The organism is Acetobacter fabarum (genome assembly GCF_011516925.1).
Lineage (GTDB): Bacteria > Pseudomonadota > Alphaproteobacteria > Acetobacterales > Acetobacteraceae > Acetobacter > Acetobacter fabarum.
This window is the reverse complement of record NZ_WOTG01000001.1, coordinates 443,673-458,953: the sequence shown is the minus strand read 5'-3', so window position 1 is coordinate 458,953 and position 15,281 is coordinate 443,673. Positions and strand designations below refer to the sequence as shown.

Sequence of the window (15,281 nt, the reverse complement as noted above, 5' to 3'; positions counted from 1 at the left end):
AGCCTGCACTCATGGTGTTATCCGCCGGTTTTCGTGTTCATAGGTTTTGGGGCTGGGTTCCATTCTTCTCTCTAGTGTTCTTTGTGGTCTGCTTCTGGTGCTGGTGGCACTGGGTGCTGTTGCTGCGCTGCCGGATAAAATCCTGCGTGGCATGGCATTCTGGCGGACAGAAATACTGGCGGTACTCTGGGCCATTGCCGGTGTAACAGCCCTGACCGGTGCCGCCTTCCGTGTGGAAGGGGAGTTGGGGTGGTTCCCCGTATTTGGGGCGGATGGGCCATCTTTGCCCATGCTGGCCATTCTGGCCTGTGTGGGGGCGCTGGTTGGCCGGGGGCGTGCTGGCGTGGCCTGTGTGCTGGCCTGTCTGGGGGTTCTGGCCCTTTCACCTCTGGTGTTTGGCCTGTTTACGGGTACGGCCCTTGTGCTGCTGGCTGGGCATGGCAAGCGCGGGCTGTGCCTGCCTTTTGCCGTGCTGCCTGCCTGTATTCCCGCCGATAGCAGCCTGTCTGTGCCGCTGCTGGGGGTTATGGTTCTGCTTGTTGGGTGGGCCATTGCCGTGCAGCGGGGGCCGTTGGGAGTGCTGCCTGCCTGTATTGGCCTGTTTTTGCTTGGGCGTTTGCTGGCCGAAGTGGGGGAGTTGCCCCTGCTGTCGCAAGGGGTGCTGCTGGCGTGTGGGGGTGTGGTTGCGTGTGCAGGGCTTGCGCAGGCCATGCGCAACCAGCAGGCCACGGCCCTTGTGGCAGGGCTGGCGGCCTGCTGGTACGGCATGCTCGTGCTGGCCCTTGTGCTGGCGCTTTCCTCCCCTCTGGGTGGGGCGGATACGTTTCGTACAACCGTAGTGCTGGGCATGGGGGCCCCTGTTGTGGCGCTGCTGGGCATGCTCTGGGTAGCCCAGCGGAGTGACGCAGGTGAGGGCGGTATATTGCACACCCGTGCGGCGCGGTGCCTGCTGGGTGTGGTGCTGGCCCAGTGCTCGGTTCTGCCACCCTGTGGTGGGTTTGCGGTCCTGTGGGCGGCTCTGGCGGGGGGCAGTTACTCGGTCGAGGCCACGCAGCCGGTCATGGCGCTCCTGGCGGTTATGCTGGTGGTGTTTTTTGTCGCCCTTGGAGTGATGTTGAGTGCCGCTCTGGTGCGTGCGGGCCTGCTGCTTCTGTCTGCCCCACAGGGGAAGGCGGATGCCCCCGCTGCCATGGTTCTGCCTTTGTGGGTATGCGCGGTACTGAGCAGTGTTCTGGCCTTTGTGCCGGGAACCTGGCTGTTTGTGGCAGACCATCTGGTGGTGGGGCCGCCCCTGCTACCCGTAACATGGCAGGACATGACAACAGTGCATTTTGCAGGGCACGCTGCCCGCCTGACGCCACTGCTGGTTTTGCTGGGGCTGGCGCTTGTGCTGCTTGCCACGGCTCTGTTGGTCCGGGTGTTTGGTTTTATGCCATTTGCCCCGGCTCTGCGGCAGGTTACAGCATGGCGGCAGGGTGCTCCGGTGTATGAGATTCCTCCGGACCGGAATGGCCCCGCATCTGTGGCAGAGGGGGGCTTTGGTGGGGGGCTGTTGCCTTTGTGGCCAGCATGGCGCGGGTTTTTTACCACGCCTGCGGCCGTTACGGCCCTGCGCGTACCGGGGGCAAGGGGTATTCTGCCACGCCGGGGAAAAGTTTTCTGGCGTTATGCACGGCGTTGCCTGTTTGTGGCCATAAGCTGGTGCGAAGCGCAGGGTATGGTTCTGATCCTGCTTCTTATGGGGGCAGGGCTGCTGGCCGGGCTGTTTGTGGGCAAATGACACATTCCATTCCCTGGGGCTGGGTCCTCCTCTTTTTGCCGCTTCTGGGCCTGCAAACACTGGCAATGGTGTTTGCAGCACCCTGGTTGAGCGGGCTTGTCGGGCGGGTGGCGGGGCGCCTGTCGGGTGTTTCGGCTTTTCCGGTCATGGGGCGGTGGCAGGATATAGGGCACCAGTTCCGCCGGCCTCGCTTGCAGCAGGAGGGCGCACAGCTGGCCAGTATTGCCTGTGCGGCGGCATTGGTGCTGGCCGTTCTGGGCTGTGCGCTGGTTCCTGCATTTACACTGGCGGTTCCCGGTTTTCCTGCACCGGGCCTGCTGTTGATCTGCTGCGTGCTGGTTATGGCGCTGGTGTGCCTGAACATTCCCTGTGTGCTGGGCGGTGGCTTGGGGGCTGTGCAGGGGGCTCGCGGCATGCTGGGGGCATTTTTGTTGCTGCCCGCGCTGGTGCCGGTTTTTCTGCTCTGTGGTGCGCGTGATTTTTCAGATTTTCTGGCCACGGTACACGGGCTTTCCCCCCTAACCGATGGCGCGCCTTTTGTGCTGGCCGGTGTGGCCCTGTTTTTAGTGCCCGCATTGGCGTGGCCTGTGCAGGATGGCCAGCTTGCCCTGCTGGCCGGGTCGGAGCGGGCTATGTGGCTCTGGGCGGCAGACTGTGTGCAAATAACATGGGTTGTGCTGGCGCTGGATACGGCATGGCCGGGCAGCCTTGCCTTGCCTGATGATGCGGGCATGGAACAGTGGCTGAGCCAGTGCATGCTCGGTTTTGGCCTGTGGGGTGCCAAGCTGCTGTTGGCTGCGGTGTTGCTTGCACTGGTCCGGCTGGTTGTGCTGCCCCCGCTACGGCGCGCGCGGGTAAGGCTGGTCAGTATCTTTTTGCTTGGAGTGCTGGCCTTACAGGTCACTTGGTCTGTTCACCCTTTTCTGGCCGAACGGGAGGATACCAGCGTGTCTGCCGTCTTGCAGGATAATTCGCAGGCTTCCGCCGCAGGTATGGAGGATACGCCATGACCCTTGTTGCCATTCTTGTGCCTATGGTGGCCTTGTGTGTTGTGGCGCGGGGTGTTGGTTTTCTGCTGCCCGCTGGGGTGGTGACTGCACTGGCCATGCTGGTGGATGGGCTTGCTCCGGTGCAGGAGGTAGGGGCCATGCTGGCGTTGCTGTTTGCAGCCCTGCCGCCGTTTTTTTTAACCCGCTACCAGCACGATGCCACGCACGAACGCACAGGGGCCGCCGTGCCGTTTTTTGCGCTGGCTCTTATGGTTTTGCTGCTGCTGGCCTGTAACCACGCGGGGAGCACGGTTTTTCCCGCAGGGCTGTGCACCATGGTAGCCGGGCTGGTGGCCGTTGTGTGCCGCCAGAGCATGGTCTGGCAGTGGGCGGGGCTTTTAACCTGTATTGAAGGTGTTCTGCTGTCTGCCGTATTGGGCCACCAGCCGGTGGTGCTGGGTGTGGCTGCTCTGGCCGGGGCGGTGGTGCTGCTCCTTGGGGGCATGTGCATCCACCGCATTATGCCGCGTGTTGTGCCTGTGCGTGCTGCTGGCCAGCGGGGCAGGCGCACGGAGCAGCCGGGCGGAGGGGCAGGCGCATGAGTGCTGGCATGGAAGCCACGGTTTTTCTGGCCGCACTGGCATTTGTGTGGCCCTTTATTGGTGCGCTGGTTGTGGCCGCGCTGCCGGCTCCCCATAGCCGTGAAGTCGCGATATGGATGGCCGCCATCGGTTGCGGGCTTGCGGTTGTCGTGTTCATGTTCCCTTCGGTCGGGAATGGCGCCAGCGGGTGGGATGATGATCCGGTGCAAAGGGCCGGGCGGGTCATGCTCGCCTTCGGCCTGCTGCTGCTGGTGCTGGAAAACGGCATCCAGCCCGACCGCCTGTTGCGTAGCCTGCCGCATGTCTGCACGGCTCTGGCGGGGCTTGCATGTGTTGCGCCTCAACCGGCTGTAGGGCTGGGTATTCTGGAACTGGCTCTGGCGTGGGGCGTGTTTGTTTTTACGCGCCCGGCCGGGCAGGCCAAAACCGGGTGGGGGTTAATCCGCACCGGGTCGGTGGGAACGGTCCTTGTGCTGTCGGGTCTGTTATTGCCGCAGGGGAGCACGGTTTCGGGCCTGATGATGGCATGTGGCCTTGTTATTTTAACCGGACTTGCCCCGTTTGGTCAGTTCTGGCGCGATGAGAACGATAGCTTCCTGTTTCTCCCGTTTGCGGGGGCATCCATCCTGCTGGCCATGCGGCTGCGCGGGCATGGTGGTGCTGCGTTTGAAATGGCTCTGGTGGCGGCGGGCCTTATTTCGGTCTGGTTAACGGCTGCTGCGGGCCGCGCGGGGGACAGGCAGAGGCTGTTCCGCACATTTCCGTCCGCGCTGGCACTTATGGCCGTTGGCGTGGAGGCGGATGTTGCGGCTTTGCTGTTCCTGTGTGGCTGGTGTCTGGCCGGGGGTAACCGTAGTGGGCGGGGCTGGGCGATTAATGTTCTGGCCTGTTTTCCCCCCGGTGCACCGTTTGTGGGGTGCCTGCTCCTGTTGTCTGTCATGACCGACTGGGCATGGCCCGTTGCGGTGCTGACCGTGTGCGGCATTCTGGCCGCCGTGCTGCGCGCCGTGCCGGACCGGGAGGCCGCCCGCCTGTTCTGGCCAGATGACATGGCCGGGCGCGTGGCATGTTCGGTGCTGACCGTTATGGGCTTTCTGGTGCCATTGGCCATGATGCTGGGGGCGTTCTGATGGATGTTGCCGCACTGATTTACGCAGGTGAACAGACCTCCACCCCATGGCGCTTCCGGCTGGATGAACTGGCCTGGCGCGATATGGTGGATATGCTTAAAGGGGATGATCTGCCCTTTGTCGGCCTGTGGTGTGATGGGGCGGATGTGCATGCCCTGTTCTTGCCCGATGGGCACCCACTCGCTGCAACGCTGGCGCTGGAAGGGGGGCGTTATCCTGCCCTTTCCCCCGCACGGGTTGCTGCCAGCCTGTATGAACGGGCGATCTATGACCTGTTCGGGGCAGAGGCCATGTGGGCGGTGGATGTGCGCCCTCTGCTAGACCATGATGTGTGGTCTGCCGCTCCACCGCTTTGCGCCGCACCCGGTCGGGGCGGGCAGCGCAAGGGACTTGTGGCGTTCCAGCCATCCGATGCCATGGCGGCCGCCAAGGGGCGGGTGGAAGAACGTGGGCCTGCAACGGGCGATCTGGCCCCACCGTTTTATACGCGGCTTGTCCTGTCCGGCACATTGGTCGCCAATGCGGAAACACAGACAGGCTATGCCCACCGGGGCATTGCCGCCCGCTCACGGCATGCGCGGGTAGAGGATGTCTGCCGGTTGAGCAGCCGCGTTGCGGCAGGCAGCTCCGTGGCGCATCAGGTTGCGTTCTGTCAGGCGGTAGAAAATGCCTGCAATGCGCAGGTCGGGGCCGAAGTGGCACTCCTGCGCGTAGCCTTGCTGGAAATGGAGCGCCTGTTCCAGCACCTGTACATTCTGGCCGGTATGGCGCGGCTGGCGGGTGCGCAGCTTGTGGCATCGCACTGTATGGCGTTGCGGGAAAAACTGGTGGCCGAGGCTGCCCCCATAACCGGGTCACGGTTGCTGATGGATGTTTGCATCCCCGGTGGCCTGTCCGTGCGGGACGCAACGCAGATGGGGGATCTGTGCGGCAGAGTGTACGAACTGGGGCAGAAGGCTTACCCGCTACTGGTGCTTTTATGGCGTGAATACCCCGGTCTTTCTGCCCTGCTGGGTCGTGTGGGGCGTATTCAGGCTGATGATCTGGAACGGGTCGGGCTGGATGGCCCCGTAGCCCGGGCCGCAGGCTGGGACTGTGATGGCAGACGCATTATGCCGGCATATGACGGGCTGTGGCGTTACACATCGGGCAGGCAGAACGGCACGGCGGAAGACCGCGCCCTGCTGTTGCTGGATGAGATGGAGGAAAGCCTGCGCATGCTGGACCTGGCCTCGGCCCGGATCGGGCTGAATGCAGGTGGTACGGTTCCCCTGTCCATGCAGGATGGGGAGGGCACGGGGCTGGTGGAAGGGCCATGGGGGGGCGTGCTGTACTGGGTGCGTCTGGCGCATGGCCGTGTGGCGGAAGCTTTTTGCCGCAAGCCTGAAACCTCGGCCCTGCTGGTGTTCGAGCAGGCTCTGCCCAACCATGCGGCGGAGGATGCCGCGTTGCTGGCCTGCTCACTCGGTATGAACGCAGCAGCACTCGATGGTTAAGGGAGCAGGCATGAACGGGTACAAGGCGGGGCGGTCATGGGGCTGATCCGCGCGGTCATGAATACGGTGTTCTGGAAAGAGCGGCAAAAGCGCAAACCATTAGGTCCGCGCTGGCCCTTGCTGCTTTTTCATGTGGATACGGGTGGCTGTGGTGGCTGTGGCATGGAGCTACAGGCCATGACCTGCCTGCCGTATGACATGCAGGGGGCGGGGTTCGGGTTTGTAAACTCCCCCCGCTCGGCCGATGTGCTTCTGGTTACCGGGGCTTTAACCCGCACCATGGCTCCTGTGTTGCAGGCAGCGTGGGAGGCCATGCCAAACCCCAAAGGCATTATCAGCATTGGCAACTGCGCACTGGATGGCGGCGTATTTAGCGAAAATTATGCCGTTATGGGGGGGCTGGAGCGGCGCGTATCGGTCGATCTGGCCATTACGGGGTGCCCACCCAGCCCGCAGGAAATCCTGAACGGGTTGTGCTCCCTGCTTGGGAGTGCCGCGCAGGGCGGTAAAAAAGAAACGCCCTCAGGGGGATGAGGGCGTTTCGGTATCGTCTTTATGCAGGTCTTCTGCCGCTTTTTTCAGTTTGAGAAAACTGCGGCGGCTTAAGGGGAGCAGAACCATATAGATTACGCCTGCCGCAGCCAGTGCGGCCCACGGGTCTGCCACCAGCACCACTGCGTAAATGCCGGTCCCCAGCATAAGGGGCAGCACAAACTGGGCCGGAACCTTGAAGTTTTTAAAGGACCAGACCGGAAGGGTGGAAACCAGCAGCAGGGCCGTGCTGGTCAAGGTAAAGTCCGGCAGCCATGGCAGGCGGGTCAGGTTGTAAAGCCAGTCTATGCCCAGCTTTTGTGCTTCCAGCCCCAAAAAGAGCGGGAAAAGCGCAAGCCCGGCTCCGGCGGGTGCGGGTACGCCGGTAAAGAAGTTGCTGGCATATTTGGGTTTCAGCTCTTCCCCATCCAGATTGGCGTTAAAGCGCGCCAGCCTGAGCGCCATGCAGACCGTAAAGAGCAGGCAGGGCAGAAAAGCGTAGCGGTTACTGTCCTTGATCGCCCAGAAATACAGCAGGAACGAGGGAGCGACCCCAAAGCACAGAAAGTCGGAAAGGCTGTCAAACTCCGCGCCAAAGCGTGTGGCCCCGCGAAGCATGCGGGCAATGCGCCCGTCCAGCCCATCAATAAAGGCGGAAATGAGCAATGCTGCCGCAGCCGCCTGAAAACGTCCTTCAATGGCAAAACGCATGCCCATCAGGCCCGCGCAAAGCCCCAGCATTGTCAGAATGTTGGGAATCAGGCGGTTAAAGGAAGGGCCGCGGCTTTTGTTGCGCACACGCCGCTTGCGGTGGCGCGGGCGCGGCGCATCCGTTTGCTCGGTCAGAACCACTGCAGGAGGTGTTGGTGTGGGGAGTGTCACGGGCTTGTCAGAGACGCGCCATGACGGTCTCACCGCCAACCATGGTCTGACCAACAGCTACCAGCGGTTCAACACCGGGCGGCAGATACAGGTCGGTGCGTGATCCAAAGCGGATCAGGCCGAAGCGTTCGCCCGCTTCCACTTTTGTACCTTCATTGACGGAACAGACAATCCGGCGTGCAACCAGCCCTGCAATCTGCACCACGGCCAGCATGCGGCCATCTGGCAGGGTCAGGCTGAGCGCATTGCGTTCATTCTGCTCGGATGCCTTGTCCAGACTTGCGTTCAGGAACAGGCCCGGGTGGTAGGCAATACGGGTAACTGTCCCTGCTGCGGGCATACGGTTTACATGCACATCCAGAACGGACAGGAAGGTGGCAATCCGCCATACCGGGGTTTCGCCCATACCCAGTTCTTTGGGGGGGGCAATTTTTTCAATGGACACAATATGCCCATCCGCAGGTGCCACCGCCACGTCATTACGGGCAGGTGTTACACGCTCCGGGTCCCGGAAAAAGTAGAGGCAGAAGCCAAAAAAGCCGGTGCTGGCATGGCCAAGCAGGCGCAGCTTGGGGCAGCGCAGCTTGCGGCCAAGCAGGTAGGACACAGCGGACACCGCACCCGATGCCAGCAAAAACGGGCGGGCTTCGGGGTGGGGGCGTGCAACAACAAGTTTAAGGGATGCAAGTAAAGACATAACGCAATCCTTACGCCAAAGGCGCACCAAAGGGAAGCAGCGGGACAGGGGAGTAAGGTCTGCTCCGCTGCTTCGTTTTCAGGGCGTCTGTGTCAGACGGTTTCTTTCAGCACATCGCGTACGGCGGCAAAGGCCGCATCCGCTGCTGCGCCATCCGGGCCACCGGCCTGCGCCATGTCCGGGCGGCCACCGCCACCTTTGCCACCCATGGCCACGCTGGCTGCCTTGACCAGAGTCACGGCGCTGACCTTTTCGGTCAGGGCCGGGGCTACGGCCGCCACAACACTGCCTTTGCCTTCAGCGCAGGAAATCAGGACCACCACATCGGCTTCGCCCTGCTTGAGAATGGTTTCTGCCAGCCCTTTCAGTTCACGTGCGGGGGTTTCCCCCACATTACGTGTGGCCAGGCGGGCAGCCCCCACTTTTTCCACGCCAGCAGCGGCAACGCTGCCTGTTGCCATCTGGCGTTGCAGGTTGGCAATCTGGCGTTCCATGGCCTTGCGTTCTTCCAGCAGGGTAGCCAGCCGTTCGGGGGCATCGGCCACGCTCACCTTCATCATGCTGGCAAGCTGGAGCAGCCTCTGCTCGTTGGTAGCCGTCAGGGATTCGGCAGCCTTGCCTGCTACGGCTTCGATACGCCGCACACCGGCGGAAACACCGTTTTCGGCCACAATACGGAACTGCCCAATATCCCCCGTGCGGCTGACATGCGTGCCACCACACAGTTCCATGGACCACGCTCCCTTGCCATCTTCAGACGGGCCCATGGCCACAACGCGCACCTCATCGCCGTATTTTTCGCCAAACAGGGCGGTTGCCCCTTCGGCAATGGCTTCTTCGGGGGTCATGGAGCGGGTGGTCACGGCCGCATTCTGGCGAATACGGTGGTTCACTTCGGCCTCAATATCCGCCAGTTCTTCCGCCGTAATCGGGCGGGGCTGGCTAACGTCAAAGCGCAGGCGGTCGGGGGTGTTCAGGCTGCCTTTTTGTGCCACATGCGCACCAAGGCGGCGGCGCAGGGCTTCGTGCAACAGGTGGGTGGCCGAATGGTGGGCACGTATGGCCGAACGACGGTCATGGTCCACGGTGGCGGTTACAGCCACGCCGGGCTTGAGCGTTCCTTCGGTAACCGTGCCGTAATGCACGATCAGGTCACCTGCTTTTTTCTGTGTATCGCGGATGGCGATCTTCAGCCCTTTGGCGGTCAAAAAGCCTGTATCGCCCGCCTGACCACCACTTTCCCCATAAAATGGGGTCTGGTTGAGCAGCACGGCAACTTCCTGCCCGATCGTGGCTTCCGGCAGGAACGCGTTGCCGGCAACAAGAGCCAGAACCTCGCCATCAGCCTGCTCGGTGGAGTAGCCTAGGAATTCGGAAGCACCAAACTTGTCGCGGGCTTCAAACCAGATGGTTTCAACCGCTGTATCGCCAGAACCGGTCCAGGCCGCGCGGGCACGCTGGCGCTGGATGGTCATGGCGTCATCAAAGCCTTTTACATCCACATCGTGGCCGCTACCGCGCAGGGCGTCCTGCGTCAGATCCAGCGGGAAGCCGAATGTGTCATACAGGCGGAAGGCCACATCACCGGGGAGCGGTGCGCCAGAGGCCAGCTTGCTTTTTTCGTCGTCCAGCAGGTGCAGGCCGCGGTCGAGCATGGCTTTAAAGCGTTCTTCCTCCCCGCGCATGGTTTCGCGGATCAGGGCTTCCCCATGCACCAGTTCGGGGTAGGCCGAACCCATCTGCTGGATCAGGGCTGGCAGCAGCTTGTAAAAAATCGGGTCTGTGGTGCCCATCATGTGCAAATGGCGCATGGCGCGGCGCATGATCCGGCGCAGCACATAACCGCGGCCATCCTTGGAGGGCAGAACACCATCGGCAATCAGGAACGCGGTGGAGCGCAGGTGATCGGCCACAACGCGGTGGCTGGCCTTGAAGGGGCCGTCCACGGCCTGATGCGTCAGTTCCGATGATGCGTTGATGAGCGATACAAACGTGTCCGTATCGTAGTTGTCACGCTTGCCCTGCATGATGGCGGCAAAGCGTTCCAGCCCCAGACCCGTATCAATGGAAGGGCGGGGCAGGGGGGAACGTGTGCCCGGCGGGTCTTCGAAATACTGCATGAACACGAGGTTCCAGATTTCAACAAACCGATCGCCATCTTCATCGGGGGAGCCGGGGGGGCCACCGGGAACATCGGGGCCGTGATCATAAAAAATCTCGGAGCAGGGGCCGCAGGGGCCGGTATCACCCATCCGCCAGAAGTTGTCGGAAGTGGGGATGCGGATAATGCGGCTGTCATCCAGCCCTGCAATGGAGCGCCACAGACCGGCGGCTTCTTCATCCTCAGCAAAGACGGTTACAAGCAGCTTGTCCGGGGAGATGCCAAAACCCTTGGTAATCAGGTTCCATGCCAGCTCTATGGCCTGCGGTTTGAAATAATCCCCGAAGGAAAAATTCCCCATCATTTCAAAGAACGTATGGTGCCGGGCCGTGTAGCCAACGTTATCCAGATCGTTGTGCTTGCCACCTGCGCGCACAACTTTCTGTGCGGTTGTTGCGCGGGAATAGGGGCGTGTTTCCTGCCCCGTAAACACGTTTTTGAACTGGACCATCCCCGCGTTGGTAAACAGCAGGGTTGGGTCGTTGCTCGGCACGAGGGACGAGGAGGGGACGATCTGGTGGCCCTTGCTGGCAAAATAGTCCAGAAAAGCGGTGCGGATTTCATTTGTTGTCAGCATGGCGTGAGGCAGCAAAGTCCTGAAACTGGTTGAGCGCATAAGACCCTCCCGCAGAGCGACGGACGATGCTTACGGCCGGGTGATACGCGCAGTATTCTCTTAAACCTGTGGGTAAATGTAGCGCACCCTGTGCTTCTCTGAAAGAGGGCAGGATTATGGCTCTGCGTTGTGTGTGGGGTCGGTGGGGGGGAGCTGCACTGTCATTTCTGCAAGCTCCAGTGCCGAAGCAGGTGGTTTTTCACGAAAAACCAGTTTTTGCGTCAGGTTGAAGTTGGCAAACAACCCAGCAAAACAGCCGCAGGCCAGAGCCAGAATGGGGTAATGGACGCAAAGCGGAAAAAGGTAGAACAGCGTATAGACCGTTCCGCGGTTAAGAAAAAAACCCAGACTGTTGGCGGAAAGGAATCGCAGCCATTGCAGCACCGGGTGCTCGTGGTGCCCAACACCGCGGAATGTCCATAAACTGTTCAGAATCCAGTTGAGCGTTGCGGCAATAAAATAAGCCGCCAGCGTTGCGGCAGTTAACCCGATAACGGGGCGCAGAGCGTAAACGGAGCCTGTGTCCCACACAAAACCCAGACAGCCGACAACGCAAAATTTGAAAAAGCGCAAAAGGCGTGGGGAGAGCCTGAACGGAAGAACTGAACGCATCCCCTGCAAAAGTCAGAAAAAAATGCGCAGGGCAAGATATAAAAACGGAGCCGCCCGGGCCTCGCTGTATCCTGTTCAGGAATCTTCCGAGGGGTCGTGGCTGACTTGGGTATGAACTGCTCCTGTTATGCGGTGCGCTTGCTCTGCTTATGTCTGGTGTATTGGGGCGTGAACAGGAAGGGTGTGATGTATATGCAACAGGCCGCGGTGGTGCATGGCTGCGTGCTCGAGCTCGAAGAGTAGGCTACCGTCTGTACAGCACTATGTTTGAAAATACTTGACAGGTAAGGCTATCGAGGCGGGCGCATTAGTGTAACTGACTGAAAGAATGTGTTTTTTTTAAATGGGTGATCGGGGGTATGAACTGTCTGATCGGCTTTTTCAAGAACACGCATGCAGGGTATTCAATCATGCGGCTGAACTGTTCTTGGCAATAAGCAGTAATGCAAAAAGGCGCTGAGGATAAGGTTCCGTAAAAAAAGACAAATATGCAGGGCCGCTCTCCAGTGAGCAGACATAAAAAAAGAGGCACCCGAAGGTGCCTCTCTTTTTGTTCCGAGGTAACCCGGAGCAGACCGATTAGTGGAGGATGATTTCCACGCGGCGGTTCTGCGGTTCGCGGGTGTTCGGGCCGGTCGGCACCAGCGGATGGGCTTCGCCATAACCGTGGATGTCGATAGCAGCAGCCGGAACGCCGTCATGAACCAGCTCAGCCTTCACGCTTTCAGCACGATGCAGGGACAGGCCCAGATTGTACTTTTCGCCGCGCGGGCCGGGGTGAGCTGCGGAGTTATCGGTGTAACCGTTAACTTCGATGCGGGTGGTCTGAACGTGGGTGGAAGCCTGAGCCGCTTCAGCCACGATCTGACGAGCGCGTGCGCTCAGGACAGACTTATCCCAGTCGAAGAACACGAGGTAGGAGCGTGCCGGCAGCGGAGCCGGAGCAGCAACGATCGGAGCAGCCGGCGGCGGGGGCGGCGGAGCCGTGTCGAACGCATAGCGCAGGCCAACCATGAACAGGTGGTTGAAGCGATGGTCAACGCTGGTGCGGTCCGTGCCGGAGCGAACGTCGTCGAACTGGCCGTTACGGAAGGAGCCGGGCTGACCGATCATACGGTACTGCGCGGTCACCTGGAAGCCAGGGATACCCGTGTCGAATGCTGCACCGACGATGGCCTGGTAAGCAAAGCCACCCTTCGTGCCGCGGTAACCAGGAGCGGAACCAAAGCTCTGGTGTTCCTGCGTCCACAGGTAGCCAGCACCGGCACCGATGAACGGAGTAACCGGCACGTTGTTGATGCCGAACTTCGTCAGGTCGAAGTCATACAGAGCGTTGATGAAGCCACCGTAGGAAGAATCCTTACCGTGGTTGCGCGAGCCATTGCCCGTGTTGCCGCTCAGGTTGGAACGCAGGTAGGTGCCTTCCACTTCAGCGCGCAGGCCGTTACCGAAGCCCCAGCCGACGGAGCCGTAACCGGTCCAGCCGCTTTTGTGGCCAACCTTGTTGGAGCCGGGTTCAGAACCAGCTTTGGTTTTGAACGTCTGGGTCTGGGTCAGGTCGTAGCCGCCGCCAAGGTCGACATACGGGCCGGTGATGGTGGTGGCGGATGCGGCCGCCGGAGCCGCTGCCATCAGGGTTGTTGCGAGTAACGCCGTGCGGAGACGCATTTTTTGCCCTCAATATTTCATCTAGGTGAGCCTGTTCTACCAATTACTGGCGTAACTGACCACCCGATGCACCAAAAATTCGTATAAAGCGGTCACCACCCATTCGGGAAAGCGACGTTTCATACTCTTGTCGACTAAAAGACACAGCAGTGCTTTCGTTGCAACAGCTCATTTTGCAGCATGAACATGAACTGGCTGCATGCTGCGTGGTTGTTGCTTCGTTTACTGTGTCCAATAGCTCTGCCGTTGCAGATTTAAGCCATGCTCTCGCGCCAGAATAAGGCGGAATTGAGGCTGGTGGCAAAAATGCAACGCCCCAAAAATAAAGTGCATGGCTGTCTGTTTCTCACCCCTGCGCGCCATCGCAGACCAGAACTTCCCTGACTGCATCTGCAGGAACGTCCTGTGTTGTAAAGGCACGACCGATTCCGTGAGCAAGAACGAACGAGAGACGCCCGTCCTGCATCTTCTTGTCCCGTTGCATGTGGGCCATCAGGTCATCCACGGCAAAGGTCTGGGGCAGGTCCCGGATATGCGCGGGCATGTTCAGGCTTTCCAGGTGCTGTGTCACGCGGAGTTGATCCTGCTCCGGGCAAAGTCCGAGCCTGACTGAAAGCGCAAAGGCCAGATTCAGCCCGATGGATACAGCCTCGCCATGCAACAGGCGGCCATCGTAACCAAGCTCGGCTTCCAGCGCGTGGCCAAAGGTATGGCCGAGGTTGAGCAGCGCGCGCCCGTTGCTTTTCTGCTCCTCACGCTCATCTGCCGCCACAACGCGGGCCTTGAAGGCGCAGGCCTGCCGCACGGCTTCGGCCAGCGCTTCAGGCTCTTGGTCCAGCACGGCCGCGCCGTGTTTCTCGCACCAGTTAAACAGAGCCGGGTCACCGATCAGGCCGGATTTGACGATTTCGGCATACCCCGCAACCAGCTCGCGCCGGGGGAGGGTGCTGAGCGTGGTTACATCTGCCAACACACACAAAGGCTGATGGAACGCGCCCAGCAGGTTTTTGCCCCAGCGTGTGTTGATGCCTGTTTTACCACCTACAGAAGAATCGACCTGCGAAAGCAGGGTGGTCGGGATTTGCACAAAAGGCAGTCCGCGCAGGGTGGTGGCTGCCACAAACCCGGCCAGATCCCCCACGACTCCTCCACCAAGGGCGATAATTGTTGTGCGCCGCTCCACGCCATGTTCCAGAATCGCGTCTGTCAGGTGCTGGTAAACGGTCAGGCATTTGCTCTGCTCGCCCGGCGTTACGCGCAGGCTGCGGGTGCGTACGCCCGTTTCGCGTAGCGAATCCTCCAGCTTCTGCAGGTAAAGCGGCGCTACGGTGCTGTCGGTAATGATGATGGCGTTTTTCTGTGGAAGTACCGGGGCCAGCAGCCCGCCTGCCCGGCTGATCAGGTCCGTGCCGATCACCACATCATAGGACGTTCTGGCCAGCGACACAGGCAGCCGCAACGGGCGGCGGGACAGGGCAAGCGCTTCCATAACGCGGGTTGTGGTGTGTTCCACGTTGTTGTCTCCACAATCGACAATAATCTCGGCCTCGGCATAGACCGGGTGGCGGATGGTCATCAGCCGGTCCAGCACATCTTTGGGGGATGCGGTGTTGAGCAGCGGCCTGTGTGTGCGCCCCGCCACACGGCGGAGCAGCACGGGTAGCGGGCAGCGCAGCCAGACCGAAACCGCCTGCCTGCGCACCAGAGCGCGGGTCTGGGAATCCATGAACGCGCCGCCCCCGGTCGCCAGCACCATGGGGGGGCCTTCAAGCAGGCGGCGAATCACCCGGCGCTCACCATCGCGGAACGCGCTTTCGCCATAAAGCTGGAACACATCGGCAATGGAGCAGCCAGCAGCGCGCTCGATCTCAACATCGGCGTCAACAAAAGGCAGGCCGAGTCTGGCAGCAAGGTGGCGGCCCACCGTTGTTTTGCCAGCACCCATAAGGCCGACCAGCACAATGCTGCGTCCGGAGGTCATGCCCGTGCTGCTGGGGTTGCGGACAATCCGCTCCAGATCAAGCGGGATAGGCGGCGGGTCTGTGGTTGGGGAGGGGGGAGAGATACGTGATGACATAAAGCCTAGCTTAACATAGAGCAGAAAGAACACACCTATA

12 protein-coding genes are annotated in these 15,281 nt (G+C 60.9%); 6 read left to right on the top strand and 6 right to left on the bottom strand.

Annotation, left to right across the window (positions count from 1 at the left end):
• The first annotated feature begins 46 nt into the window (after positions 1–46).
• The 6 genes from GOB83_RS02165 to GOB83_RS02140 are packed head-to-tail and all read left to right on the top strand — an operon-like array spanning position 47 to position 6,531.
• The gene (locus tag GOB83_RS02165; protein WP_242005682.1) at positions 47–1,780 is read left to right on the top strand and encodes a hypothetical protein; all 1,734 of its coding nucleotides are present in this window, start codon (positions 47–49) and stop codon (positions 1,778–1,780) included.
• Positions 1,777–2,790 carry a hypothetical protein gene (locus GOB83_RS02160; protein ID WP_165925093.1) on the top strand — a complete coding sequence of 338 codons (1,014 nt, stop codon included), beginning with the start codon at positions 1,777–1,779 and terminating at the stop codon, positions 2,788–2,790. The genes GOB83_RS02165 and GOB83_RS02160 overlap by 4 nt, the downstream gene beginning before the upstream one ends.
• On the top strand, positions 2,787–3,371 hold the full coding sequence (locus GOB83_RS02155) for a hypothetical protein (RefSeq protein WP_165925092.1): 585 nt from the start codon (positions 2,787–2,789) through the stop codon (positions 3,369–3,371). The genes GOB83_RS02160 and GOB83_RS02155 overlap by 4 nt, the downstream gene beginning before the upstream one ends.
• Positions 3,368–4,501, top strand: coding sequence for a hypothetical protein (locus GOB83_RS02150; protein WP_165925091.1), 1,134 nt, complete (start codon positions 3,368–3,370; stop codon positions 4,499–4,501). The genes GOB83_RS02155 and GOB83_RS02150 overlap by 4 nt, the downstream gene beginning before the upstream one ends.
• Positions 4,438–5,997 (top strand): NADH-quinone oxidoreductase subunit D-related protein, encoded by a 1,560-nt coding sequence (locus GOB83_RS02145; protein ID WP_242005681.1) that lies wholly within the window; start codon positions 4,438–4,440, stop codon positions 5,995–5,997. Before GOB83_RS02150 ends, GOB83_RS02145 begins: the two co-directional genes overlap by 64 nt.
• A gap of 36 nt (positions 5,998–6,033) precedes the next feature.
• Entirely contained in the window at positions 6,034–6,531 is a 498-nt protein-coding gene (locus GOB83_RS02140) for an NADH-quinone oxidoreductase subunit B family protein (protein WP_095349032.1), read from the top strand.
• Here the strand turns inward: GOB83_RS02140 and GOB83_RS02135 are convergent.
• The 6 genes from GOB83_RS02135 to aroB form a co-directional block, all read right to left on the bottom strand.
• Positions 6,520–7,410, bottom strand: coding sequence for a CDP-alcohol phosphatidyltransferase family protein (locus GOB83_RS02135; RefSeq protein ID WP_095349031.1), 891 nt, complete (start codon positions 7,408–7,410; stop codon positions 6,520–6,522). The two genes, GOB83_RS02140 and GOB83_RS02135, sit on opposite strands and share 12 nt — an antisense overlap.
• A gap of 7 nt (positions 7,411–7,417) precedes the next feature.
• The gene (locus GOB83_RS02130; protein ID WP_086645298.1) at positions 7,418–8,107 is read right to left on the bottom strand and encodes a phosphatidylserine decarboxylase; all 690 of its coding nucleotides are present in this window, start codon (positions 8,105–8,107) and stop codon (positions 7,418–7,420) included.
• A 92-nt stretch (positions 8,108–8,199) separates the two neighbouring features.
• The gene (alaS, locus tag GOB83_RS02125) at positions 8,200–10,845 is read right to left on the bottom strand and encodes an alanine--tRNA ligase (protein WP_165925201.1); all 2,646 of its coding nucleotides are present in this window, start codon (positions 10,843–10,845) and stop codon (positions 8,200–8,202) included.
• A gap of 153 nt (positions 10,846–10,998) precedes the next feature.
• Complete coding sequence (locus tag GOB83_RS02120) at positions 10,999–11,496, bottom strand: GtrA family protein (RefSeq protein ID WP_086645300.1); 498 nt, start codon at positions 11,494–11,496, stop codon at positions 10,999–11,001.
• A gap of 579 nt (positions 11,497–12,075) precedes the next feature.
• The gene (locus GOB83_RS02115; protein WP_165925090.1) at positions 12,076–13,164 is read right to left on the bottom strand and encodes an OmpA family protein; all 1,089 of its coding nucleotides are present in this window, start codon (positions 13,162–13,164) and stop codon (positions 12,076–12,078) included.
• 346 nt (positions 13,165–13,510) lie between these two features.
• Positions 13,511–15,241 (bottom strand): 3-dehydroquinate synthase, encoded by a 1,731-nt coding sequence (gene aroB / locus GOB83_RS02110; protein WP_165925089.1) that lies wholly within the window; start codon positions 15,239–15,241, stop codon positions 13,511–13,513.
• Positions 15,242–15,281: the final 40 nt, after the last annotated feature.

Coding starts and splice junctions, on each gene's coding strand:
- GOB83_RS02115 (WP_165925090.1), bottom strand. CDS start 13,164: ATGCGTCTCCGCACGGCGTTACTCGCAACAACCCTGATGGCAGCGGCT.
- GOB83_RS02120 (WP_086645300.1), bottom strand. CDS start 11,496: ATGCGTTCAGTTCTTCCGTTCAGGCTCTCCCCACGCCTTTTGCGCTTT.
- GOB83_RS02140 (WP_095349032.1), top strand. CDS start 6,034: ATGGGGCTGATCCGCGCGGTCATGAATACGGTGTTCTGGAAAGAGCGG.
- alaS (WP_165925201.1), bottom strand. CDS start 10,845: ATGCTGACAACAAATGAAATCCGCACCGCTTTTCTGGACTATTTTGCC.
- GOB83_RS02145 (WP_242005681.1), top strand. CDS start 4,438: ATGTTCGGTGCTGACCGTTATGGGCTTTCTGGTGCCATTGGCCATGAT.
- aroB (WP_165925089.1), bottom strand. CDS start 15,241: ATGTCATCACGTATCTCTCCCCCCTCCCCAACCACAGACCCGCCGCCT.
- GOB83_RS02160 (WP_165925093.1), top strand. CDS start 1,777: ATGACACATTCCATTCCCTGGGGCTGGGTCCTCCTCTTTTTGCCGCTT.
- GOB83_RS02130 (WP_086645298.1), bottom strand. CDS start 8,107: ATGTCTTTACTTGCATCCCTTAAACTTGTTGTTGCACGCCCCCACCCC.
- GOB83_RS02150 (WP_165925091.1), top strand. CDS start 3,368: ATGAGTGCTGGCATGGAAGCCACGGTTTTTCTGGCCGCACTGGCATTT.
- GOB83_RS02155 (WP_165925092.1), top strand. CDS start 2,787: ATGACCCTTGTTGCCATTCTTGTGCCTATGGTGGCCTTGTGTGTTGTG.